Genomic DNA, 26,113 nt, shown 5'->3' with positions numbered 1-26,113 from the left:
ATTTAAATGAAATGAAGAACGACCAATCCGCAAATATTTCTTGCGAAATTGGCCGTTTTTTTAATCCTAACGCTTTAATTAAAAGTTTTCGGGAAAATACTTGTGCTCTTTTTGAGCAGTTCTACAGCAATCTTACCAGCCTCTGCACGTGTAAGCTTACCTTTTGGATTAAAATTATATACTGGCTTCTTTTGCCCTGTAATCGTCACTGCACTGCCTTCCATGATCTTAGCCTTGGAAACTGCCTCAATAGCTGGCCGAGAGTAAAAATCCATATTACCGGTGTCTACAAAAGATTTAGATAGACTGGTTAACAACTTATTGTCATTTGTAGACATTTTCAGCTTAAGTGCCCGAGCGATCATCACAGCCGCCTGTTCTCGCGTAACAGGTTGATCCGGACCAAAGAAACCATCGCTTAATCCAGTAATAATACCAGCTCTTGCTGCTGTCTCAATATGTTTGAAGTCCCAAGTTGTAGAAACTGCTTCAGGTACAATATCGAAGAACGTCTGCTGATTATTATTATAATTCAATGGAAGGCTCAAGCCCTTCACTAACAACGTAGCGAATTCTCCACGTGTTGTTGTATTGTCAGCACCAAATTGGTCAAAACGCAAATTCTTCATAATGCCTTTAGAATAAAGACCATTCAAGATATTTCTTGCCCATGGGTGATTGGTAATATCGTTATATCCACGACGAAGCTTCATTACAGTGTAATACCCAAATTGATCAAATGGCACCGTGATTGTGTGTTTCTTTGTGTCCACTTCTCCGCCAATATTCTCCCATTGTCCTGAGTCCGTGTAACGGAATACAGTGATTGTGGAACCAACCTCATCAACAATATTTGGATTAAAGGTTAGTGTAAGATCACCTCGCTGGGATGGTACAATCTTGCGTTCAGCTTCAATTTGTGTGAAATTACCTTCTATTGAGTATGGAGCAATCCCGTTAGTAGCCGGTTTATAAAGAGCAGTACCTTTTGTACCTCTTTCTCCCAAACCTCCGCTAAGCCAATAAATATCGGATACACGTGAGAAGTTATTAGTTTCTACTGTTGAGTTAAATCGTAATACAAGATCTGAAGGGATCAACAACGTACTCAAGCCACCTGGAGTCCGTGCATCAGCATCGACGTTAATAGTATTGCCATAATCATTTTTACGTTCAACAACACCATCCAATGGATCAGCAATACCGAACAATAGTTTTGTATCTGGATAGTACTTAGCTGCACCTGAGGTAGTATAGCCTTTCATAAGTGTACCTTTAGGGAAGCTCAGTTCTAGTCCCTTATTAAACGCACTATACTTCGTTGCAACTTTCTCAGCCATATACTGCGTATCTACTTGAACGGCACTCGCATAATACACGCTTATCGTATCACTGAGAGTAGAATCAGCGCGAACAATTTGAATTTTAATTGTTGTGGCTTTATCTGCTTTTAATCCTACATAATCCAGTGTGAAACGATTCGGCAGATCAGTTCGCTTTTCGGCCTCATATTTATCAATAATGACTTTTGTAGCACCTTCAGCCTCAATATCAAAACGAACAAAGTTTTTGTTAACAACGATCTGTTCACCTACGGTTGCCACCGGGGACAGTACGCGATAGGGAGAAACTTCACGAACAACTTCCAGACGCTGATTCGTCCGTGCACCTGTGTCATTGATTAATTCAAGATTATATACAATGCTTCCAGCAGTTTCTGCTGGGATATCACGAATTCGAAGCATAAATTCCGTGCTGTTACCGGAGAAATCATAATAGTATTTTTGATTATTATAGGTGAATTCATTTAGCTTCCTGTGTCCAGAAGCATTTCCAGTCAAAACTTCACTACCAAAAGAAAGGAACAGGTCTGATCCTTGGTACAAGTTAAGCTTAGTAGCCGCCCCGCCTCTTAACACCAAATCATATTTAGTTTGACTGGTAACAAATTTTTCATCCTTATAAATGAACTCAGAAGTCAATCCAAGAATGTCATTAAGCTCTTTATCAGTGTAATCCTTCACTAAATCATGGGTAAAATCGACCCGTCCCTTAGATATAGCCGGATGGAACTGTGACAAATTAGAGACATTCGTATCGATAATATAAATTCGCAGTTCTTTTCGAACTTCCCTTTTATTATTTGCCTTATCCATCGAGGTTCCAACAAACACAATCTTGTTCTCACCATAAACTAGTGGACCCGAGGAAGAAATAGGTAAATCAAAAGAAAACTTCGGATTCGTCAGCGTTACATTAAACTCATATCCATTTTTATGTGCATCTGTTTTTATTTTATCGTTCGATATACCATTAATAAAAAATTGAGGATTTCCGATGCTTTCAAATCCAATATATTCACCAGAAATAGTCATACTATTAGAGCTGGTAGCAGAATTAAAAGTATAGGTCTGTCCATCATTCAAATTAGCTACATAGATATAGTTCTTAGAAACATAGGCGATATCGGCATTATAAAAGGATTGAGACCCCGAAAATTGAAATTTCACCTTTTGCTGGCCATTTGAGAACCCTTCAACTTTATACACCTTTTCATTAGCTTTTAAACCTGTGACATTAGGCTGTTCCGTAAGGACTAGCGAAGCACCCAGTGGTAGGTAAGAACCCTGCAATGTCGCTCCTGTTTTTGGGGCAACATTTGTTTTCACCAAAATGTAGAAATCGGGTTTTTCAACCTGAGAACCATTCAATGCTAGTTTTGAAACGGAAGAAATATCAACACTTGCAGCTTCTTTATATCCTGAAAGATAAAACATATCTGTAATCACAGTCTCATCTTTCAGATATTTATAACTTTCTTTGGTTGAAGTCTCGTAAGAACCATATTTAATGGACAGTACCACGTTGCCAGATCCCGAAGTAAGGGTAAATGGCGATGTAGTTATGAAAGAAACCAGTCGGTATTGAGGAGTCACACCATCTGGACCCGGAATAACTATTTCCTTCTGATCTCCAGCATTACCTTCCACTGGTACATAAACACCATCTGCCGAAATCGTGTATGATTTCAACACTTTAACCGGAACAACCTGATCATTAATCTTGACTGTATGATCAGCTTCAAAGGATTTATCACTTGCGCTATAAGGTAAAAGAACTTGTCCAATGATATTAGCAGTAGTATCTGAAGCAGTCAGTGTAGGAACATTATCAAGAATGTTATGAGCTTTAAAGTTCGACCCATCACCATGATAGATCTGCAAGTCAGTAAAAGGTCTGTTTGTATTAAAGTAATAAATTGAGCGTTTTATTGTAATCGAGTCCGCTGCATTCTGCACAACGATCTCCAAAGTGTTTTCCCCTGATTTAAGCGTTAATGCTGGAGTGAAAAATGTACCATCCTCAAGTAGCGAGGTTTGCAGTGATGATCCTCCATTCAATGAAACGCCAACTCGAGTTGCATTGGTCACATTACCTTGTAGCGTAATCTGTTGATTAGGAACAACAACCTTAGTTCCCTCATTCAAATTAATCGCGGAAGGTCCACCTCCAAGAACTTGTAGAGAGGAGATATAAGGAACCTTATCATAAAGAACATAAAATGATTCTGAGCGCTCTAAAGTACCTTGCATCCCAGAAAAAGTAATCTTATTGTATCCTGTAAACAATGTGAGCCCACTAGCAATAAAACGGTTAGTAGGATTTGTAGTATCAGTGGTTACTGCGCCGGTAGTCGAGTGGGTAGCATCTGTAACCCATTTACTACCACTTTGAGTCAATTGCTGTACAGTGACTTTCATTGTAGAAGTCGTTACCTGTGCATACGTACCGGTAATCGAAAAATTCGGATTGCTTGTCTTATAAACGGTTTGTCTTGAAATATTATATACGGCATTCGGATCGGTATCCGGCACAATCTCCTGTTTCAGCTCAATTGTATTTCTCAGTGTGAGATCATCCGGACTGAAGTATGTCGTGGTAGCCGCTGCCGCTATCGGCGTGTATTTACCTGGGAACATAGAAACGATCAAAGCCGCCAGCATCAGCCAAACGAACGGTCTCTTAAAGCGTTGCATGTGTTATATCTCTCCTTTGAGTATAAGTTCTCGTAAACCTTCACTTTGTTCTTTATCGGTCATAAGTAGCGATATTTTTAGGGAAAATAACAAAAAACTCATCCGATTTCGGATGAGTTTTGTTAAGTTTAGAAAATTTTAGAATAATTGCTTAGTCACTTAGGACTTAGAGCCTCTTTCTGGATCAGCCTTCATACGCATTCTTAAAAAGAAATCAATCAGCGGCCGTTTAGTCTTACCGATCAAACCAGTGATTTCAGCACCAATCTGCAGGAAGAAGAGCATGATACAGATGACCACGAACGTAACCCAGTTCGCTTCATAAAGAGCTGCGGATGATTGAATGACAGCTAGAATACCGAAAAACGCAGCAATACCATAAATAATAAGTACAGTCTGGCGGTGGCTAAAGCCAAGCTCGCGTAGACAGTGATGCAAGTGACCTTTATCTGGTGCGAAGATTGGTTTCTTTTGCAGCTTACGGCGCACGATCGCAAAGAACGTGTCCGACAATGGTACACCGATAATAAGCAAAGGTGTAATAAACGAAACCACTGCAATCTGTTTAAATCCTAGCAAAGCAAGTAATGCCAAGCAAAAGCCTAAGAACAGCGAACCCGTATCTCCCATGAAAATCTTAGCAGGATGGAAGTTAAAGAACAGGAATCCGATGATGCTACCCAAAAGCAACAGACACAGCATTGCCACCATGGTGTTTCCCATCACGAAAGCCATTGCCGCAATCGTAGCAATTGCAATTCCTGATACACCAGCCGCAAGCCCGTCCAGCCCGTCGATCAGATTAACGGCATTGGTAACACCGACAATCCAGAAAATCGTAAGCGGAATAGCAATCCAGCTCTCCAGTGAGGAATACGTATTGTTAAATGGAATATTCACAAAATCTACAGTAATACCAAAGCCGAAAACAACGATACAGGCTGCGATAATTTGGCCCAGTAGCTTCACTTTTGCTGATAATTCGAATCGGTCATCGAGTGCACCGATAAGTACAATCAGTCCGCCACCACACAGCAGCGCTTTGATGAAGTTGACCTCCCGCGGAGTGAACTCGTATGGAATAATCGGCAATACGGCAAGCAGGCCTAACACAAACGCTAGAAAAATAGCTAATCCGCCAAGGCGGGGCATAATTTTCGTGTGCACTTTACGAGCATTCGGCACATCTGTTGCACCAATCTTAATGGCGAATTTCTTCACCAAAGGTGTGAGGCCAAGTGCGAGTCCCATGCATACGATAAATCCAGCGATGTATATGATTAACATTTGATCAGTCGACCCCCATTTCTCTACCGCATTGAATTATACGCTGTTACAAAAACAAATTCCAATCCTTTATTTAGGCTATTTATCTCATTTTCTAGGTGAATATCGGCATTTTGCTAGACTTTTGTTACTTTATCTTTCTCACGCACCACTTTTAATGCGAATTTCGGCAGTGCAAGCATTCGTTTGTACCGTGTAGGTTCTTTTAGGAGACGGTACAACCATTCTATTCTCATTTTTTGGAAGGCTATTGGCGCTCTTTTGCTCTTCCCAGAGATCACATCAAAGCTACCGCCGACCCCCATCATGATCGGAACGCCCAGTTTGGACTTATATTTAGCAATCCAAGGTTCCTGACTATCCGCACCTCTGGCAACAAATAATAAGTCAGGATTAGCCTTAACAATTCCAGCCACAATTTCTTCATCTGCATCCGGACCAAAATAACCGTCGTGATATCCTGCAATGATAACACCCGGATATTGCAATTGTAACCTTTCAGCGGTTTCCCGAATCACTTCAGGCGTAGAACCTAGAAGATATACCTTCCAACTATATCTTTCACCCTGCCGCATCAATTCATGTAACAGATCATAACCTGCTACCCGTTCTGATACCGGCTCATTACAATAATTAGCAGCCCATACAACGCCTGTCCCATCGGGGACAACCAATTCAGCCGATTTCATAATATCCATATAAGCTGGATCTTCCAGTGCAGCCATAACCATAATTGGATTAGCTGTAATCACTTGATGCGGGATACGGGTATGAACAGCCTCCGTCAAATAGGCAACTGTTGCTGCCATATCAACTTTCGAGACTCTAATTCCAAAAATAGGAACTGTAGGTACCGCGCTTTCTGCTTTCACTTTAGATCATCCTTTATGGTGAAAATATTCTACGATTTGCCGAGCTGGTGCCTCTGCTTCTTGAATCAACTTGGAAATGACATCTTCCCGTGCCGCTCTCCATTCCTGTCCTGTGTTCAAAAGATGAACAATCTCGGCAGCAACATGTTCAGCATCAAGTGTGTTCGTTGCTCCAACAGGATAGCACTGGATTCTGTCCAGAAAATGATCGATCTTTGGATCATAAGAAATACCAATCAGTGGAACACGTCTTCCAGCCGCGTAAATCAAGCTATGAAGTCGCATGCCGATCAGAACATCGCATTGTCCCACTTCCCGTAGCATATGCTGCGGGTGAATAGCATCCTCACATATACTGATCTGCCCACCATGCTCGATTATGATTCCCTTCAGCTTCTCCATCATATAACGTGAAGCCTCATTGTCCGAAGGGGTGTGAAAAGGGAGAAATCGCAAATGTAACGGAACCTCACGGTTGGCCTTAATCAAGCCTTGTGCAAGAGCCTCCAGTTCTCTGCGGTCTTGCTCCCAAAAACGTACCGATATCCCAATCACCGGAAGTGAATCAGATAATTCTGAAGATTGTGTAGTAGCATCCGTGTCCTCTGGCAAAGACAAGCCCATAACCGGGTCGGGAACAACCTCTATCTTTTTCTGTTCCAGTCCCATAGATAGGAGAAGCTCGCGGGATTGTTCATCCCGCACAGATATATAAGTACATTTACGAAACACGGATTTGATTAAAGGGTGAAAAAGCTTGCGATTCACTGGCCCGATACCTTGAGCATAGATAAAGGTTGGTCTCCCCATCCACTGCGCAAGCTTGATAATACCTAAATAGTAAGGAATACTCTTGCTACCTGTGACATCCTGCAGCAAGCTGCCCCCACCGCTGATCAGACCAGCGCTCTCATAAATCGCTTGACGGACTTCAACAAGCTTCATCCGGTGCACGGATTTCACTCCGTATGTGGCGCTCGTCCACTCAGGATCAATGGACAGCACTATAGGCTCAATGGATATACCCAAAGCTTGAGACTGTTTCTGCAGTGCAATTAGAATGGACTGCAACACCGCCTCATCTCCACTGTTACGGAAACCATAGTAACCAGAGATAACTATCTTTTTAGGAGTGGCGACCATCGTTTCCAACACCCTTCTGCAATCTGCCATACGATTACGGCAATTACACCAATGATCAGTCCGAGTCCAAGACCGAGCAATCCACGAACCAGCGAGATCAGAACAGGTGAATGAATATGTGCAAAGGTATCCACCATGGAGAGCTGACCAATTACGGCAATGATCATGATAAATGCTGCATTCCGATATCTAAAGGCCAGAAATGCACCAAGAATTAATAACGGATGTGCGAGCAAAAACTCTTTATTACGCGGCCGGACACCAACCGTATTCTCTAGGAATGTACGGAAGGCCATTTCTAGAGGTGTTACGTTACCACCATTTCCAGTACGGCTTAAATAATACATACCTACGACCCCAAGAACCATAGCGGCAAGAACCATAGCTAATGTGATTGGTGTACGCAGCAGCTTACCTGTCTTGTTAAAGACAAACTCTCCGCGATAGAGGAGTACATAAAGTGCTACAAGGCCGATAGGCGCCATATGGAGCAGACTAACACCACGGAACTGGTCCAGCACTAGGCTGTAGGTTATGTTGTTGAGCAGTGCGATCACGAATGGCACAGCGCTCAAAGAAATTAATGACGTCTTCAAATAAAGCACCAGACTATGCGTAAACCGACGTTGCGGGCTCATAGCCTTATAGGTAAGGGTATTGTTCCGTAGCGGAGGTCCCATTTCATTAACCTTACGAATGGCAAGTACAACCGCCAGGGTTGGTGCACTTATCGCAGCCGCTAGCGCCAGTGCCTGCTCAAATAGCTCTGGTTTCAAGACCAGCAGGCCTGCACTTCCCAGTAATCCTAGCACCCATGCCGGGATCGTAAGCCATGGAATAAAGTATGAAATCAGCAGCGCTACTAAAGAGACTGCGCCAACTACCGCAACTAACTTGAAGTAACGCTGATAAGACGAATCTACAACCTCAAAAGCCGTAGCTTGTCCTAACTTAAACCCATTGTCTTTGATCTGCTCAACGGCACCACCAGGATCACTCAGACTCGTGACAAGGTTGTCTAGCGTATCTGTAATCTGTGCCTTAGCTGTATTTCGCGAAGGAATCGTATTTAAATAAATCATTCGGATATTGCGATCCTTTGTTGCCAGCGCGAAACGATCTGAGATCACTTTTGGATCTAAGGCAGAGTCCCCTTCGCTAAGGGAGTATAACCGTGTTACGTTATAGTCCAGCAAATAAGCAAGCTTGTTAAAGCCCTTCTGCTGCTTCTTAATATTTTCAATTGCTGCAATTCCGATTCCACGTTCCTTAAGGAGATTTGCAAAGTCAGTGATACTAGCCGTATCGACATCATCATTAAACCCTTTAACGGACTCTCCCTCGAATAGGATTCGTTTTACACCCAATTCTTCATAACGATCTAACAGCTTCTTAACTGTTGCTTTATTATAAGTCAAAGAATCTACAAGACGCGGTACAATGGTGAACCCTTTGTCATGCAGCATCTCCAGTGTAAATGGATCCGGCTGAAGTGGCTTCAGTGTAGCATCTTCTATTGGAGTCTCAATAATAAGACCTTGTTGTCCGCGGAAACTCCATTCCTTCGAAGTAATCCCAAGATTACCGAATGCCTCTTTAATGACAGGCGCCAGGGCCTGGTAGTAATCAGGATTAGTAAAAAGAACATAAGTATAGTTCTCATTCACCGGAATGATTGTATCCGTAAGATTAGCGATATCAGCCGCACCCCACATCATTAGACGACGCGCCTTCCGATAATCTTCCAGCGTGCTTTCGTAAATCGCCATACTCTGAACACCAGCATCTTTTAGACGATCTAACTGTTCGGAAATATAATCCTGCGGATTTGCACGATAGCTTGCTACTTCAACTAAATCACGGTAATCAAATACAAATTCCACTGTCTTGGAAGACTTCTCCGTCTGCAGACGGTCATAGACAACTGGCAAGGCAGCTAAAACGCCAACCACAACTATGATCCACAGCCACTTTCGGGAAGAAATATTCCAACGTTGCCATTTTTGCTGCACCAAAAGTACCTCCTCTTTCACTTCAAAACTCTTTTTACAAAAGTAGAAACGGATCGTCATCCTTTTAGAGACGGTACCCGTTTCTACGTAAAAAATATAATTTCACAATATAGAGCGCGATCTATATTCTTATTTTATTGTTCCCCGTCAACACGAGCCATAACCTGCTTGGATAGTGTAGCTACCTTATCCTTAGCATTCCGCAAGGATTCACCCACAACCGCAAAATAAACTTTAATCTTTGGCTCGGTACCTGAAGGACGCAGGCAGAACCATGAACCGTCAGCCAGCAAATACTTTAGTACATTTTCCTTCGGCAGACCATTCAAACCTAGCGAATAATCCAGCACCTCTGTAACGGCAGATCCCGCAATTTCTTGTGGTGCATTCGTACGCCAATCATTCATGATACCTTGAATTTGCGCAACGCCATCCTTACCCTTCAGTGTACGGGACTCCAGGCTTTCCAAGAAGTATCCGAACTGCTCATACAATTCCTGAAGAACATCATATAATGTTTTGCCTTGAGCTTTGTAATAAGCACCTGCTTCAGCGATCAACATAGCCGCAAGAACGGCGTCCTTATCACGAGCATAGTTACCTGCAAGATAACCATAGCTTTCTTCATAACCGAAAAGATATGTGTAATCTCCGGATTGTTCGAATTGAGTCATTTTTTCCCCAATATATTTGAAGCCCGTTAGCGTATTAAATACAGTTGCACCATAATGAGAGGCTACAGCAGCCCCCATCTCGCTCGTCACGATAGTCTTCACAACTGCACCATTGCTAGGCAACTTACCTTGTTCCTGTAAACGGCTCAAATAATAATGAATCATCAAAGCTCCAGATTGATTGCCCGACAAAACAACAAATTTACCTTCATTGTCACGAACCACTGCCCCCATACGGTCTGCATCGGGATCCGTGCCAATTAAGAGGTCTGCATTCAACTCTTCGCCCAGCTTCATAGCCAGTGTAAAGGCTTCGCGTTCTTCTGGGTTCGGTGATTTTACAGTGGAAAATTCGGAATCTGGTTGTTCTTGCTCAGGTACAACATGCACCTGTGTGAAACCTATTTTCTCAAGCACATGGCGGACTGGCAGGTTACCAGTACCATGTAGCGGGGTGTATACGATTTTGAAGTCTTTTCCAAGCGTAGAGGCGATCTCTTCACTTGCAAGACTAACCGCAGCGACAGTATCGGTAAACGCTTCGTCATCCTTCTCACCAAGCCAGTGCAGCAGACCTTGACGCTCCGCTTCTTCTTGGGAAATCCGTTTCACACCATCAAAAGTGTCAACCCCTAATATGTAAGAAATGACCTTTTCGGCTTCGTCAGGGACAAGCTGTCCACCTTCAGAATTATAAACCTTATACCCGTTATATTCAGGCGGATTATGACTTGCAGTAATAACAATACCGCCCGTTGCCTTCAAATGCCGCACACTGAACGACAATTGGGGTGTTGAACGCAGAGAAGTGAATAAATGAGCCTCAATGCCATTAGCAGCCAATACAAGAGCAGCCTCAAGTGTGAATTCAGGCGAGAAACGACGGGAGTCATGAGCGATAACAACAGAAGGTTTTCCCTCTCCAGTATGCGTCTCCAGAATATATTTAGCGAAACCTTGTGTAGCTCTACCTACCGTATAACGATTGATACGATTACTACCTGCTCCAATTACACCACGTAGACCACCTGTACCGAATTCTAGATCTCTATAAAATCGTTCCTCGAGCTCCTGTGGCTCGTTCTCCAGAGCGCGCAGCTCCGCCTTCGTAGAGTCATCAACAGAAGCGTTCTCCAGCCAGCGAGATAAGGTTTCTGCCGCTTTTGGGCTTAATTGAGTCATTTAGAATCTCTCCTTCTCCATGTATAATATATATTCGCTAATTAATATTAGCTGAGCGCAAACATAATTTCCCCAGAGGCAACAACTTTCCCCTCAACCGACGCAGTAGCTTGTCCTTTTCCAATACTGCCCTTAAGGCGAGTAATCTCCACTTCAAGAGTGAGCGTATCTCCCGGTACGACTTGACCACGGAAACGGAATCCATCGAGCCCGGCTAAAAAGCCAATCCGACCGCGATTCGCTTCTACCCCTAAAATAGCAACCGCACCAACTTGTGCAAGAGCTTCTGTAATCAGTACGCCCGGCATTACCGGATAACCTGGAAAATGACCTACGAAGAAAGGTTCGTTGATCGTTACATTTTTAATGCCAACAGCCCGTTTACCCATTTCAATCTCAGTGATCTTGTCCACCAGCAGAAATGGAGGCCGATGGGGGATGATTTCTTGAATTTGGTTGATATCCAGCATTATTAACAAAACTCCTTTCGGATGTTACTTCATTTATTCTTCGCCGAACTGCATAAATTTAGGCAGCTTCGGTAAAAACTATATATATCCTTCACCACCTGCAGAAGTGGAGGTTGAGATAAGGGGCTTTCTCCACCGGATGCGATAGCATGGCGGAGAGGGCCCTTTTTGCTGCCCGAGGCCCCCCACCATTATACATTTATCCGTATAAAAAAGAAAACTCCCTTAAGCAAGAAGGGAGTCGTTATCATCTTAAATTATGGAGCAAAAACCAAATCATAGACATGTTTCCATGTGCTCCATTGTAGAACATCGCTAAACTCTTTTTTGCCAAGGACAACGTAACCGACAACCAGTCCGCCTCCAAGTGCAGCTATGAGAAGCAAAGGAATAAGAATCCACTGGATGAGTGTCCATTTTGATAATCCTCGCCGCTTCGGCTCTTTCTTGTCTTCTGGTTTGTCTTCCGACTTCACCTTTTTCTGACGTTCCATTCCTTCACCTCTACCCGCGCATGTTATTGGCCAGACCTAGCATCTGATCACTGGAAGAAAGCGCCCGAGCTGCGAGTTGATACGTACGTTGAATCTGCATCATTTCTGTCATTTCTGTGGTCATATCGACATTTGACTGCTCCAGCCACCCTGAGCGTACTCCAATTCCAGACGCCTCACCTGCCGCTCTTTGTACAAAAGCCTGCTGTGCTGTAACTCCATCGGCAAGCATATAGAAATTCCCGTCCACTGCCTTTAAAGCATTCTGTGTCTTAGGTTCTACAATCATTATAGTACCTGCTACCCGAACAGGTCCATTCTCTGACTGTTTCGTTAATACACGACCGGATTCATCGATAGCTGCATTCACGCCCACAGGGACCGTTAAAGGATTACCTGCTGTATTCAGTACCGGATTCCCCGTATTATCTACAAGGACCATTTTCGTTGCATCGGTGGTGTCAGGCGTAAAGTGAAAGTCACCTTGTCTTGTATAAGCTGTAGTTCCATTGACCTGAACTCCAAACAGCCCATTACCCTGAAGCGCCAAGTCGGTTGGATTACCTGTTTCTTTAAGGGGGCCTTCTTCCCAATTAGTCGTAATCGAAGGCACATAAGTCCCAAAACCGATATTAAAGCCTAGAGGTGTAGCGCGGCCCGGCTGATCATAGTCATCCGATTGCTGCTGCACACGAGTCAGCACATCCTCAAAGGAACCTTTCTTGCTCTTATAACCATTTGTATCCATATTGGCTAGATTATCCGCTATAATATCAAGCCGCTGCTGAAGGCTGGACATGGAGACTGCTGCACTAATCGTTGAGTTGTTCATAGATCAAACCTCCTATAAGCTGTACCTGTAAAACCCATTTCATAAGCAGCACTTATACCCTGCCGACTTCAGTTACAGCCTTCTGCAAGCTGCTATCATAGTATTGGACGATCTTTTGGTTCGCTTCATACGCCCGGTATGCGGCATTCAAATCAACAGTAACCTGAGTAGGGTCAACATTGGAACCCTCTAAATATCCTTGACGCACCTGTAAGTTATCAGTTGCATTGGAGTAACGAATGTCTGCCGCCGCTATATCATCAGCGTGAAACACACCTTTACCATCACGCACAAGCTCCTGCGGCTTTGTAACTACACTCACACCAATCTTGGTCCCTGTCGGAAGTCCTGTTACTGGATTTAGTACATTCCCCTGCCCGTCCACTTTAAGGGTGTCCTGATTTCCTGTCAAGACAAGAGGCTTGCCAGTGGAATCCAGAACCTTGAAGCCTCCACTGCTCAACACTTCTCCCGTAGCCGCGTTTACTGAGAAGCTTCCATTTCGGGTAAATAAGTTATTGCCCTCAGCATCCTGAACAGTAAAGAAAGCCTGTGGACGGTAAATAACCTCACCCTCAGGACTTACATATTTCCCTGAACCATCAAAGGCTATATTTTGACCCGTCACAGGGTCGGCGACTTGCAAATCTGTAGATAAAGCAAAATCCATAGACTTGCCGCTCTCCCTTAAATCACCCTGTAAATATTGGGATATTGACTGTTCTGCAAAAACTCCCGTGTTAAGGCGCCCCACCGGCGTGGTATTGCCATTAATCATAGCCGAGATCAAGACATCCGGAAAAGCATGATTAACACTGTCAACCTGCTTATATCCCGTTGTATTTAAGTTAGCGATGTTCTGTGTTGCCGTATCGTGTCTACGTTGCTGCGCAACCATACCTGCAGCGGCCGTATATAAACCTCTTATCATGAAGGTAGTCTCCTTCCGAATCTAATGCTACCTTTTATATCGGCTGCTTAGAACTTTTTCTTAACGACCTTGTCCAAATTGTCCAGCATAATTCCTGTTCCTTTTACCACACAGTGCATAGGGTCTTCCGCTACCCAAACAGGTACATGTAATTCTTCTGAGAGTAGCTCGTCCAATCCGTTAAGCAAAGCACCTCCACCAGTAAGAACCACACCCCGGTCAATGATGTCCGCAGACAATTCTGGTGGTGTACGCTCCAGTACCGATTTAGCTGCAGCCACAATGGAAGAAACCGGATCCCATAATGCTTCCTTTACCTCAGCCGCCGTAATAGTGAGCGTTTGGGGAAGTCCGCTTACCATGTCCCGGCCACGAATATCCATTTCGGACTTCATCAAACCAGGTCGAACCGTACCAATAGTAACCTTAATATCCTCTGCTGTCCGTTCACCGATCAACAATTTATACTTTTGTTTAATATATCTTAAAATGGCCTCATCGAACTTGTCTCCAGCGACTTTAATCGAAGAAGCGGTAACGACGTCGCCCATAGAAAGTACGGCTACATCCGTCGTTCCGCCACCGATATCGACGACCATGTTTCCACTTGGCTGATAGATGTCCATTCCCGCTCCAATCGCAGCGGCCTTTGGCTCTTCTTCCATAAAAACTTCCTTAGCCCCGCTACGTTCTGCCGCTTCCCGAATGGACTTTTGTTCCACAGATGTAATATTTGTAGGGGCGCATATCAGAATGCGAGGCCGTGAATACCAGGTGCGACCGCCAACACGGTCGATAAAATACTTCAGCATCATTTCCGTGACTTCAAAATCTGCAATGACACCATCCCGTAAAGGACGGATAGTTGTTATATTTCCGGGTGTACGTCCAACCATGCGACGTGCCTGTTCTCCCACCGCAAGGACTCTCTTCGTATCACTTTCAAGTGTGACCACGGAAGGTTCATCCAGAACGACTCCCCTTCCCTTAACATGTATGAGCACATTGGCCGTGCCGAGGTCGATTCCGATATCCTTGCTAAACATAATGAAAGAGCCCCCAAAGTGTTATTTTAATTGAAAAAACAGCAGTTAGTACTAAATTTAAAAATAACATACTTTAGGGGAACTACACAATGTTTTAAAGCTGAATATTTCCTTAAATTCCCGAAAATCTTATGGCTTTGATGCTACAGCAACCTCACGTTTTTTCCCCGTCGTTTTTTTATATTTAATTTTTGTGGCTTCTCCCCCCCGAAGATGTCGGATGGATTTGTGATATTCAAGAATGTGCTTCACCTGATCGGCCAGATCAGGGTTGATCTCTGGCAGACGCTCCGTCAAGTCTTTGTGCACCGTGCTCTTTGAAACGCCAAATTCCTTGGCTATGGTCCGGACCGTATGCCTGGTTTCCACGATGCAGCGTCCGATTTTGATCGTACGTTCCTTGATGTAATCGTGCACGCTCCCGCCTCCCAACTGTGGATAGTTTGGTACATTATATGAGGGGCGGGCTTATATATTCGCGCTTTCAAGACATGACAAGCCTGGGAGGGCTCATTTTATTTAATGGACAACCCAAGAAGCCGTGTTATTAGCAAGACGGAACGTCGTTGGTTCATCAAAGACAATAACCGTTTCTCATAGAAAAATAAGGCTCTTTATAAGCATGCTGCTTACGAAAAGCCTTTTTCACATAAAAACAGGGGGCATTAGCCCCCTGCAGTAAATATTCTTATCGCCCTGGCAGTAACTCTGATGGATTAACTACTTTGCCGTCCTTATACACTTCAAAGTGTACATGATTGCCAAGGTCCTTCTCGATTTCACTGCGACCTGCGGTTGCAAGCGTATCTCCTTGCTTCACAACATCGCCTTGTTTAACTTTCGTTTCGCCAAGACTTTGGTAGACGGTCTTCATATTACCTTGATGGGTAATCTCAATGACCTTACCTAACACTGCAACATCGTCCACTCTAGTAACTTCACCGCTAAGCGCTGCTTTGACGTCGAACGTATTGTTGTCTTCACGGGCAAGATCGATACCGACATTAGGAATAAATTTGTCGTTATACTGCACCATTGCGGCAACGTGATTGTCTTCTGTACCATTCTCATCATAATACGGTTTGACCACTTCTACTTCACCTGGATTGGCTACTGGCCAAACCAAGCTTTCCGCTGAAGCAAGAACTTCAAGGGCATCTGGATTACTGTTTGCAGTACCAGCTTCGTTAGTCGAAGCTCCAACTTGCTGTGATGTGGCGGCGGTGTCCAGCGGTTTTTGGCCGGCATCCTGATAGACCCACACCAAAGTTAGTATAATTGCCGCTGCCGCCGTGTAGACTGCTGGGAACACCCAACGTTTAGATAACATCTTGCTCCATGAAGAAGGTTTAGCACCTGAATCTCCCTGCGATTTTTTGAGAGATTCATCATGGTTTGTTTTGTTTTTGTCTTGTTCATTCATATGGTTATCACCTCAGTAACCAGTGTTACCGGGCTTCTATCTTTTATACGTATCTTTCAAGTTATTTTTTCAGAAGAGTTGAGATTTGCGTAAAAGAGATACCACTGTAATAGTGTTTGAGAATTTGAGTAGCCGTTCCGCCTTCCTTCGCCATCCCATTAGCTCCCCACTGACTCATTCCCACACCATGCCCATTTCCGAAGGTAGTTATATAGATTTTATTCCCTTTTCGCCCCCAACTGAATTGGCTGGAACGTAACCCTAGCTTCTCTCGCACTTCTCTTCCAGTAAAAATAGTACCTCCAATAGAGATTTCCTTAACCCGATGTCCAGTGGTGAGAGACAACACTTCTACCGGCAATTCAGAGGAAGTAGAGATATTTTTTGTCATGCCTGATTGGGTAGTATTTTTTGAAGCAGGAATTACTCTGTCGTTTAGCCCAAGTCTAGTAAGTATTTCCGAGATGGTGAATGTAGATGTCACCGCATAGTTTGGGGTAATCTCTTTCTCCCAAGGACTAGTTACACTGCGCAGATAGGGAATCGCTGCATTCCAGTATTCTTCCGAGTTCTCGGTATATCCTCCACTGGAGGCGAAAAAGGAGGCCGTAATCGGCTGCCCTTTATAGGTCATAATGACACCGCGCGTCTCAAGGACCGCGCGCTGAAGCTTTGCAAGGTCGGCGCTTCTTCCGCCGAGCTTCCACTTCCGTTCCAGCGTATCCTTAGATACGTAAGCCTGATGGCTTACCGTATCTGTTACATCCGCCCCCGGAACGGGGACGCCGCTTCTGTCGCCAGCCAGCAGGCGGCGAAGGATAAAGGTGCGGGCCGCTACGGCCTGCGCTTTGAGCGCTTCAAGCTCAAAGCTGGCCGGCATCTCGGCCGCAAGCACGCCGCTGACGTATTCCTCCAGCGGCAACGTCTCTATTTGTCCGCTACGCGACAAATAGACGGAGACCTTCGGCTGCGGCGCTTCCTGCGCAGCCGCCTCCGGCCCCGCTGGTGCGGCTGGTGAGGCCGTTACCGTCGGCAAGGCCGGAGGTGCCGGTTGTCCCCGGTGCAGCGGGACAACCGCCAGTGGAATCAGCAGCGCCGCCAGGATAGGCGCTGCGAGCCAGGCGGCGGGACCGAGGCGCCTGAGCCGGGGAGCAAGGGGACGCGAGTGCCAGCGCGTTGAATTGTTACGTCGCAAGTAGCGGAAATCTTTCATCTCTATGGCTCCTTCCGTGAGTCACTGTTGATTCTTATAGATATGAATATACAGCAACTACTAGAACAATATTTGAGAGAAAGAGAGTAGCTTTCTCGTATCTATCACTATGCCCCGCGTTAAAAAATTACAAACGAAAAAAATCCTCATTAGATGAGGATTCAGATTTACTTTCTAATAATACAAGCAAAAACGCCTTCGGTGTCCCTATAAGTACGGTAAGCGTTTATACGAGAAATATAAGGATAATTTATAGCGTAGAACATATAAACTCTTATATTTAAAAAAAGAACAGGCCGCATCACTGCAGCCTGTTCTCACTTAATGACTGATATTATACCCAAGTTGCTTGAACCTGAAAGCGAGGTTTAACCTCATCGCTTTTGCTTGATTCGCTCTTGGCTACTTCTGGTTTAAGAGTTTCGTCCTTCACCGTTTGCGCGGCTGTGTCTTCCATGGAGATACGCCATATTTCCGCACCTAGTCCAGACAGCTTCTCAGCCAAATGTACATATCCACGGTCGATATGATGAGTTCCGCTTACCTCAGTAGTGCCTTCAGCAACAAGACCTGCCAAAATAAGCGCAGCTCCCGCACGTAAATCCGTAGCACAAACCTTGGCTCCGACCAATTGCGCATTACCTGTAACGATTGCTGAGCGACCTTCGATCTTAATCTCAGCATTCATGTTGTGGAATTCATCCACATGCATGAACCGGTTCTCGAATACAGTTTCTGTAACAACACTAGTTCCTTCAGAGCGCAGCAATAATGCCATCATTTGTGACTGCATATCCGTTGGAAAGCCTGGATACGGCAAAGTCTTCAAATCAACAGCTTTAAGAGGTTTGTCACTAATTACACGAACCCCATTCTCATCAGGAATAATGGTCACACCCATCTCTTCCATCTTAGCAATAACAGGTCCCAAGTGATCAGCGATTGCACCTTCCACATATACGTCCCCACCTGTAATTGCTGCGGCAGCCATATAGGTACCAGCTTCAATACGGTCAGGAATCACATGATGTTTAACGCCATGCAGACGTTCTACGCCTTCAATACGGATAACACCTGTACCCGCACCGCGAACGATTCCGCCCATACCATTCAAATAATTGGCCAGGTCGACAATTTCAGGCTCCTTAGCCGCATTCTCAATCACGGTCACGCCTTCGGCGAGTGCCGCTGCCATCATTATATTTTCGGTCGCACCCACGCTAGCTACATCCAAATACACTTTGGCTCCGCGCAGGCGACCGTTACTTTTCGCTTCAATGTAGCCCTGGCCGAGACTAATCTCTGCACCAAGCGCTTCAAATCCTTTCAAATGCTGATCAATCGGTCGTGTGCCAATGGCGCAGCCACCAGGCAAAGAAATTCTTGTATGACCAAGCCGTGATAACAGAGGACCCATGACTAAAAAAGATGCCCGCATTTTCCGTACCCATTCATAAGGTGCTTCACAGGAAGTGATGTTTGTAGCATCCACCTGGATAATATCGTTTTGATATGTAACCCCTGCACCCAGAGATTCCAACATTTTTGAAATCGTCATTACATCATCAAGCGGAGGTGCGTCCACAATGACGCTTACTCCTTCTTCTGCCAATAGAGAGGCGGCTATGATCGGTAATACGGAATTTTTTGCGCCGCTAACTTTCACGCTCCCGGTCAATCTGTTGCCACCGCGGACGATAAATTTGCTCATTTTCGGTTTCCCTCCGCGTCCATTATTTCTTAAATTATTTTTTAGATTAAAAGTAATTGCAAAAAAATTCGCATACTCCATCAATACGCCCATTCAGCCGGGCATGTTCCTTAAAGTTCAGTGTTGACATAATAAAACCTTATTATTCGACACTTTTTGACCATTGCGACCTATGACACTTATAACCAAACTACATATTCCTAAAACATATAGCGGATCATCCCACTCCAGCTAAGGTAATCCAGAAAGAATCCTGCAACAAAACGACCAAGTACAATAGCCAGAAGCAAGTGCAGCAGCCTTCCTTGAGGACTCTTGGGATATCTTATGACCAAATCCAGCTTAAGGTTCTGCAATGCCCACCAAGATAATACAACACTGAGCAAAGAAACAATCATTGAGATCATGCTGCTGGTTCCAGCGGCACTAGACCATCCATTGGACAATATATCCCCCATGCTAACCCTCCGTGTTCGTATTACTCGGAAATCGACTCTTATATCATACTTGTGCAGGGCAAAAGAATCCAGTACTTTTACAAATTTTTAAACAATTCAATGCCAATATCCAAAAAAATGAAGAAATCTTAACCTTTACTACATAGATTACTATAACAAAAAAAGCAGTCAAGCTTAGAGCTTGACCGCTTATATCCTACTGTTGTCCTTTACCAGTGGACACTTTAATCCGTGTAACAGCGCGTTGCAGCGCCAACTCCGCACGGCGGTGATCGATATCATCTTGTTTGCTACGAGTCTGGAGACGGCGCTGAGCGCGTTCTCTAGCAGCCTCGGCGCGTTCAACATCAATATCCGTTGGCAGTTCGGCACTTTCGGCCAGCACTGTTACTTTGTCCTTATGCACTTCAACGAAACCGCCATGAACGGCGATGGAGATCGTAACACCGTCCGATTTGACGGATAACGGAGCAACCTGAAGTGGAGTCACAAGCGGAATGTGTCCCGGCAAAATACCCAACTCGCCTTCGACTCCCCGTACTGTCAAGCTATTCACTTGTTTAGAATAGACGAGATGCTCCGGCGTGACAATTTCCAACAAAAAGGTATTCACTTCCATTCCTCCTTAAAGCTTTACGAAGTAAAGCTCTCATCGAAAGCATACACTTAGCTTTACGAAGTAAAGCTCGCTTCGAAAGCATTCAATAAGCTCAGTGTTACATCGATTTCGCTTTTTCAACCGCTTCTTCGATTGTACCCACAAAAAGGAACGCTGCTTCTGGAAGATCATCATGCTTACCATCCAGGATTTCCTTAAAGCTACGTACAGTTTCTTTGATTGGCACGTATTTACCCTTGAAGCCGGTAAACTGTTCAGCTACGTGGAAAGGCTGTGACAGGAACCGCTCAACTTTACGAGCACGAGCTACGATAACCTTATCATCCTCACTCAATTCATCCATACCCAAGATGGCAATGATGTCTTGAAGTTCGGTATAACGTTGCAGCAATTGTTTAACACCTTGTGCCACGTTGTAATGCTCTTCACCAACAATTTCCGGAGCTAGCAGACGCGAGCTGGAAGCCAGTGGATCAACCGCTGGAAAAATCCCCTTCTCGGAAATCTTACGCTCAAGGTTAGTTGTTGCATCCAAGTGAGCAAACGCCGTTGCCGGAGCAGGGTCAGTGTAGTCATCCGCTGGTACGTAGATTGCTTGAATGGAAGTAACGGAGCCTTTTTTGGTAGAAGTGATACGCTCTTGCAACTGACCCATTTCAGTAGCCAGGGTTGGTTGGTAACCTACCGCGGACGGCATACGTCCGAGAAGAGCGGATACTTCGGAACCCGCTTGGGTAAAGCGGAATATATTATCGATAAAGAGCAGCGTATCGCGACCTTCTACATCACGGAAATATTCCGCCATTGTAAGACCGGTCAAAGCTACGCGTAGACGCGCGCCTGGGGGCTCATTCATTTGTCCGAACACCATTGCTGTTTTCTTAATAACGCCGGAGTCCGTCATTTCGTGATAAAGGTCATTACCTTCACGAGTACGTTCACCCACACCCGCGAATACGGAAATACCGCCGTGTTCTTGGGCAATGTTATTAATCAATTCTTGAATCGTTACTGTTTTACCTACACCGGCACCGCCGAACAGACCAACTTTACCGCCTTTAGCGTAAGGTGCAAGCAAGTCGATAACTTTAATACCCGTTTCCAAAATTTCGGCTTGTGTCGACAATTCATCAAATGTCGGAGCCAAACGGTGAATCGGGTTCTTTATTTCAGCAACAACTTCACCAGCGTTATCAATTGGATTTCCAAGTACGTTAAATACCCGGCCTAATGTCGCTTCCCCTACAGGAACCGAAATAGGACCACCTTGGTCAATCGCATCCAGTCCGCGAACCAGACCATCTGTAGAAGACATCGCGATACAACGTACCAAATTGTCTCCCAAGTGATTGGAAACCTCAAGTGTTAGGTTAATCTGGCGACCATTGTCCAAGACGGTTTCAATTTTGATAGCGTTGAATATCTCGGGCAATTGGCCGCGTTCAAATTCAATATCGACAACCGGACCCATAATGCTTACAACGCGTCCTTTGTTCATCTTCATTTCCCTCCTCGAAAGCTGTTACATCAAGAAGAAACGACGTTGTCGTCATATAAAGATGACAACCGTTTCTCGTAGAAATATAAGCATTTTGTATAGTGTAAAACCTATACTTTCTTATATTTTAAGAAGAACTGCAGTGCCGTTCTTAAGGAGCCATACTCCAGAAGCGGGCGATACTATGTATCGCTCCATGCGGCACTGTTTCTCGTAAAATACAAGGCAAGTCAAGCACGCTGCTTAACTGTTCTTGTATTTTTAAGACTGAGCGTTCGCTCCGGCCACGATCTCGGTAATTTCCTGCGTAATTGCCGCCTGACGGGCACGGTTGTACGTAAGGGTAAGTTCTCCGATCATTTTCGACGCGTTCTTTGTTGCACTGCCCATCGCTGTCATTTTCGCACCCAGCTCACTGGCCTTGCCATCCAGAATTGCGCTATAAATCAAAGTTTCGGCGTATTTCGGAAGTAGTACTTCTAGTACGCCTTCTGGTGAAGGTTCATATTCGTAATTTGCAGTCGCTTCATGATGCTCATGATTTCCTACGCCTTCCATAGGCAACAGTCGATCAACGGTTGGGATCTGGGTAATCGCATTGACGAATTGGTTGTAGCAAACGTACAACTCATCATACGTACCATCTACAAACTGTTGTACTGCCGAATTAGCAATAGACTTAATGTCAGCAAATTTCGGCGCATCCGATAGCTCAGTAACTTCCTGTACAATCGGATATTCACGGCGGCGTAAGAAGTCACGGCCTTTACGACCGATAACGAACAAGGCGTACTCATCTTTGGATTTATGTCGTTCCGCGATGAGCATCGTCACCTTACGTAAAATATTAGCGTTGTATCCTCCCGCAAGCCCTCTATCAGAGGTCACGATAAGATAACCAGTTTTTTTCACAGGGCGACTGACCAGCATGGGATGCTGAACGCCTTCTGTACCGGCAGCAATGCTCGATACAACCTCTTTCAGCTTCTCAGCATAAGGACGGGCGGCAATTGCCTTCTCCTGGGCTTTTCTCAGCTTGGAGGCGGCTACCATTTCCATCGCTTTTGTGATCTGTCTTGTGTTTTGAACACTCTTAATTTGACGTTTAATATCACGCATGCTTCTTGCCATGATTTCACCACCTTAAAGCTTTAACGGAGTTAAAGCTAACTTCGTAAGCATCTTCTTAGCTTTGACGAATTCAAAGCCAACTTTATAAGTAATAGCCTGAGCTTCGGCATAGCCAAAGCTCACTTAGTAAGAATCGTTTAGGTACGATCTATATTAGCTAGTAGCAAAGCCTCTTTTAAATTTATCAATCGCTGCTTTAAGAGCGGCTTCGTTATCTGCTGTCAAATCCTTGGTATCTCTGATGGATTGAGCAACTTCAGCAGCACTGCTGTCCATGTAAGCAAGGAATTCCTTTTCAAAACGTTTTACGTCTTTAACAGGAATATCATCCAAGTATCCTTTTACAGCTGTGTACAAGCTAAGCACTTGATGTTCAACAGACAACGGCTGATTTACACCTTGTTTCAGAACTTCCATCATACGTGCTCCGCGATTCAGACGAGCAAGCGTGGATTTATCAAGATCTGAGCCGAACTGTGAGAAAGCTTGAAGTTCACGATATTGAGCAAGATCCAAACGGAGCGAGCCAGCTACCTTCTTCATCGCTTTAATCTGAGCGGAGCCCCCTACACGGGAAACGGAGATACCGACGTTGATCGCCGGACGTTGACCAGAGTAGAACAGATCGGATTCAAGGAAGATTTGACCATCTGTAATCGAGATTACGTTCGTAGGAATGTAAGCCGATACGTCAGATGCTTGTGTTTCGATGAACGGAAGCGCGGTTAATGAACCACCACCAAGCTCATCACTAAGCTTAGCCGCACGTTCCAAAAGACGGGAGTGCAAGTAGAACACGTCACCAGGGAACGCTTCACGACCCGGTGGACGACGAAGCAGCAAGGACAATTCGCGATAAGCCGAAGCTTGTTTTGAAAGGTCATCATAAATGATCAATACGTGTTCGCCCTTGTACATAAAGTACTCGCCCATTGCGCAACCTGCGTATGGAGCAATATACAACAGTGGGGATGGCTCTGAAGCCGAAGCAGTTACAACGATTGTATATTCCAACGCGCCATGACGGCGGAGAGTTTCTACAACCTGTGCTACTGTGGATTGTTTTTGTCCAATGGCAACATAAATACATTTCATTCCGTTGCCTTTTTGGTTGATAATCGCATCGATTGCGATTGCAGTCTTACCTGTTTGACGGTCACCAATGATAAGTTCGCGTTGTCCACGACCAATTGGTACCATCGCATCAATCGCTTTAAGACCAGTTTGCATTGGCTCATGAACCGATTTACGGTCGATAACACCAGGAGCATTATTCTCAACCGGACGGAACTCCGTCGTTTGAATTGGGCCTTTACCGTCAAGCGGCATACCGAGTGCGTTAACAACACGACCCAGAAGGGCCTCTCCAACTGGAACTTGCATGATTTGTCCAGTACGTTTTACTTGATCGCCTTCACGAATTTCCTTGTACTCACCCAGAATTACAACACCGACGTTGCTTTCTTCCAGATTGAGCGCCATGCCCACTACACCGTTGGAGAACTCTAGCAACTCGCCTGCCATTGCGTTTTCCAGACCGTAGACACGAGCGATACCGTCTCCGACTTGAATGACGGTGCCCACTTCGGCAACTTCGATATCGGCTTTATATTGCTCAATTTGACTTTTGATCAAAGTGCTGATCTCTTCAGGTCTGATGCCCAATATCCTCACCCCTATCTTCTATGCTTATCATTAAAGGATTTCTCGAGACGTTCCAATTTACTAGAAAGACTTCCGTCATACAGCGTATCGCCGATATAAACCTTCAGTCCTCCCAGCAGGCTTGGATCGACCACATTCGTAACCCGAATTTTACGGTTTACTAGCTGGCCGAATTCTGCAGCTACAGCCGCTTGTTCTTCTTCACTTAAAGAATAAACGGAGTATACCTTAGCATCACCAATGCCAAGAGCGTCTCCTTCAATCTTGATATACGTATCCAGCAGTTCGGCAAAAATATCGGTTCTGCCTCGCTCTACTAACAGTTCTACAATGTTCATTACAATAGGAGAGAGCTTATCTTGAAGTGCTGTGCGCAGCACTTTCAGCTTGTCGGACTCCGAGATACGTGGTGCAAGAATAAACCGCTGTACCTCTTGGTCTAAATGTAAAACTTCGACCACTGCCTTGAGCTGTTCTTCTACTTCAAGGGTAATCCCCTTCTCTACCGCTGCACTGTACAACGCTTTAGCGTAGCGCTTGGCAACTACCGTATCGCGGCTCATGATCGGCCTCCTACCTCATTGAGGTATTGGTTCACAAGCTGCTCCTGCTCACTGCTAGCACTAACTTCTTTCTTAAGAAGTTTAGAAGCAATACGAACAGATGCCGTTCCAATTTCGCTGCGCAACTCTTCCACTGCTTTATTCTTCTCGTTCTCGATATCGCGCACGGCCTCTTCTTTGACGCGTGCAGCTTCAACTTTAGCTTGCGCCAAAGCTTGTTCTACCTGTTGATTACTAGTAATTTGCGATTGTTGAATAATCTGTTGAGCTTCCTGGCGTGCACTGTTCAGCGCCTGCTTCTGCTCTTCCACATACGCGACCGCTTGCTCTCTAGTCTTCGCAGCTTCATCCATTTGCTGCATTACCAGCTCACGGCGTTTCTCCATAACTGCGAACAGTTTGCTGAACGCATACTTACTGAGCAAGAAATATAGAATCCCAAAGGCTACAATTGAAAATAAGATGTTTGTCCAAACAATTTCCACTGAGGTCACTCCCTTCCATTACCGCGTCATGCGGACGTATACAAAAGTAAGGCGCGGATGGCATCGGCCGTCCCCGCCAAACCGTAAATACGGTTTATTAAGATGAAAACATGATTAGGAATGCGATAACTGTTGCTGCCAACGGAATAACTTCGACGATACCTACACCGATAAACATTGTTGTTTGAAGCGCATTACGAGCTTCTGGTTGACGAGCGATGGACTCAACTGTTCTACTAACGATCATACCATTACCAAGACCTGCACCAAGTGCACCCAAACCAACCGCTATTGCTGCTGCTAAATATTCCATTTGTAAATATCCTCCTTTAATTTTGGTTCATATTGTGTTTAATGATATAAGATA

General features: G+C 44.8%; 23 protein-coding genes. All 23 read right to left on the bottom strand.

Annotated elements, in window-relative coordinates:
- Positions 1-74: 74 nt before the first annotated feature.
- The gene (locus tag MKX60_RS05960; RefSeq protein WP_341059286.1) at positions 75-4,037 is read right to left on the bottom strand and encodes an S-layer homology domain-containing protein; all 3,963 of its coding nucleotides are present in this window, start codon (positions 4,035-4,037) and stop codon (positions 75-77) included.
- A gap of 159 nt (positions 4,038-4,196) precedes the next feature.
- Entirely contained in the window at positions 4,197-5,324 is a 1,128-nt protein-coding gene (locus MKX60_RS05955) for a glycosyltransferase family 4 protein (protein WP_042131352.1), read from the bottom strand.
- A gap of 116 nt (positions 5,325-5,440) precedes the next feature.
- Entirely contained in the window at positions 5,441-6,196 is a 756-nt protein-coding gene (locus MKX60_RS05950) for a WecB/TagA/CpsF family glycosyltransferase (protein WP_042192439.1), read from the bottom strand.
- 6 nt (positions 6,197-6,202) lie between these two features.
- Positions 6,203-7,339, bottom strand: coding sequence for a polysaccharide pyruvyl transferase CsaB (csaB, locus tag MKX60_RS05945; RefSeq protein WP_341051395.1), 1,137 nt, complete (start codon positions 7,337-7,339; stop codon positions 6,203-6,205).
- Complete coding sequence (locus tag MKX60_RS05940; RefSeq protein ID WP_341059284.1) at positions 7,315-9,351, bottom strand: DUF5693 family protein; 2,037 nt, start codon at positions 9,349-9,351, stop codon at positions 7,315-7,317. The genes csaB and MKX60_RS05940 overlap by 25 nt, the downstream gene beginning before the upstream one ends.
- A 134-nt stretch (positions 9,352-9,485) precedes the next feature.
- Positions 9,486-11,207, bottom strand: coding sequence for a phospho-sugar mutase (locus MKX60_RS05935; RefSeq protein ID WP_341059283.1), 1,722 nt, complete (start codon positions 11,205-11,207; stop codon positions 9,486-9,488).
- A gap of 47 nt (positions 11,208-11,254) precedes the next feature.
- On the bottom strand, positions 11,255-11,677 hold the full coding sequence (gene fabZ / locus MKX60_RS05930) for a 3-hydroxyacyl-ACP dehydratase FabZ (protein ID WP_076285655.1): 423 nt from the start codon (positions 11,675-11,677) through the stop codon (positions 11,255-11,257).
- Positions 11,678-11,934: 257 nt separating this feature from the next.
- The gene (locus tag MKX60_RS05925) at positions 11,935-12,171 is read right to left on the bottom strand and encodes a DNA-directed RNA polymerase subunit beta (protein ID WP_042192450.1); all 237 of its coding nucleotides are present in this window, start codon (positions 12,169-12,171) and stop codon (positions 11,935-11,937) included.
- 10 nt (positions 12,172-12,181) lie between these two features.
- Positions 12,182-13,003 carry a flagellar hook-basal body protein gene (locus MKX60_RS05920; RefSeq protein WP_076285654.1) on the bottom strand — a complete coding sequence of 274 codons (822 nt, stop codon included), beginning with the start codon at positions 13,001-13,003 and terminating at the stop codon, positions 12,182-12,184.
- A gap of 52 nt (positions 13,004-13,055) precedes the next feature.
- Positions 13,056-13,934: a flagellar hook-basal body protein gene (locus MKX60_RS05915; protein WP_076285653.1), complete on the bottom strand. Its 879-nt coding sequence runs from the start codon at positions 13,932-13,934 to the stop codon at positions 13,056-13,058.
- Between the two features lie 47 nt (positions 13,935-13,981).
- Complete coding sequence (locus MKX60_RS05910) at positions 13,982-14,980, bottom strand: rod shape-determining protein (RefSeq protein ID WP_042192456.1); 999 nt, start codon at positions 14,978-14,980, stop codon at positions 13,982-13,984.
- Positions 14,981-15,109: 129 nt separating this feature from the next.
- Positions 15,110-15,397: a sporulation transcriptional regulator SpoIIID gene (spoIIID, locus tag MKX60_RS05905; RefSeq protein ID WP_019915029.1), complete on the bottom strand. Its 288-nt coding sequence runs from the start codon at positions 15,395-15,397 to the stop codon at positions 15,110-15,112.
- 271 nt (positions 15,398-15,668) lie between these two features.
- A complete protein-coding gene (locus MKX60_RS05900) occupies positions 15,669-16,403 on the bottom strand; it encodes a M23 family metallopeptidase (RefSeq protein WP_042192459.1) in 735 nt (244 codons plus the stop codon).
- A 61-nt stretch (positions 16,404-16,464) separates the two neighbouring features.
- Positions 16,465-17,616 (bottom strand): stage II sporulation protein D, encoded by a 1,152-nt coding sequence (gene spoIID, locus MKX60_RS05895; RefSeq protein WP_341059282.1) that lies wholly within the window; start codon positions 17,614-17,616, stop codon positions 16,465-16,467.
- Between the two features lie 334 nt (positions 17,617-17,950).
- Positions 17,951-19,327, bottom strand: coding sequence for a UDP-N-acetylglucosamine 1-carboxyvinyltransferase (gene murA, locus MKX60_RS05890; RefSeq protein ID WP_042192464.1), 1,377 nt, complete (start codon positions 19,325-19,327; stop codon positions 17,951-17,953).
- 200 nt (positions 19,328-19,527) lie between these two features.
- Positions 19,528-19,785: a DUF1146 family protein gene (locus tag MKX60_RS05885; RefSeq protein ID WP_076285651.1), complete on the bottom strand. Its 258-nt coding sequence runs from the start codon at positions 19,783-19,785 to the stop codon at positions 19,528-19,530.
- Between the two features lie 196 nt (positions 19,786-19,981).
- Entirely contained in the window at positions 19,982-20,398 is a 417-nt protein-coding gene (locus tag MKX60_RS05880; protein WP_042131365.1) for a F0F1 ATP synthase subunit epsilon, read from the bottom strand.
- A gap of 103 nt (positions 20,399-20,501) precedes the next feature.
- On the bottom strand, positions 20,502-21,902 hold the full coding sequence (gene atpD / locus MKX60_RS05875; protein WP_042192466.1) for a F0F1 ATP synthase subunit beta: 1,401 nt from the start codon (positions 21,900-21,902) through the stop codon (positions 20,502-20,504).
- 261 nt (positions 21,903-22,163) lie between these two features.
- Entirely contained in the window at positions 22,164-23,033 is an 870-nt protein-coding gene (gene atpG, locus MKX60_RS05870) for an ATP synthase F1 subunit gamma (protein WP_042131368.1), read from the bottom strand.
- 153 nt (positions 23,034-23,186) lie between these two features.
- On the bottom strand, positions 23,187-24,698 hold the full coding sequence (gene atpA / locus MKX60_RS05865; protein WP_042131369.1) for a F0F1 ATP synthase subunit alpha: 1,512 nt from the start codon (positions 24,696-24,698) through the stop codon (positions 23,187-23,189).
- Positions 24,699-24,709: 11 nt separating this feature from the next.
- Positions 24,710-25,261, bottom strand: a complete 552-nt coding sequence (locus tag MKX60_RS05860) for a F0F1 ATP synthase subunit delta (RefSeq protein ID WP_042192468.1) — start codon at positions 25,259-25,261, stop codon at positions 24,710-24,712.
- Positions 25,258-25,746 (bottom strand): F0F1 ATP synthase subunit B, encoded by a 489-nt coding sequence (gene atpF / locus MKX60_RS05855; RefSeq protein ID WP_060625973.1) that lies wholly within the window; start codon positions 25,744-25,746, stop codon positions 25,258-25,260. Before atpF ends, MKX60_RS05860 begins: the two co-directional genes overlap by 4 nt.
- Positions 25,747-25,843: 97 nt before the next feature.
- Positions 25,844-26,059, bottom strand: a complete 216-nt coding sequence (gene atpE / locus MKX60_RS05850; RefSeq protein ID WP_060625974.1) for a F0F1 ATP synthase subunit C — start codon at positions 26,057-26,059, stop codon at positions 25,844-25,846.
- Between the last annotated feature and the right edge of the window lie 54 nt (positions 26,060-26,113).

Source organism: Paenibacillus sp. FSL R5-0914, from assembly GCF_038004525.1.
Classification (GTDB): domain Bacteria; phylum Bacillota; class Bacilli; order Paenibacillales; family Paenibacillaceae; genus Paenibacillus_AQ.
Note: the sequence above shows the minus strand (reverse complement) of the source record. Positions and strands in the feature narration are given on the sequence as shown.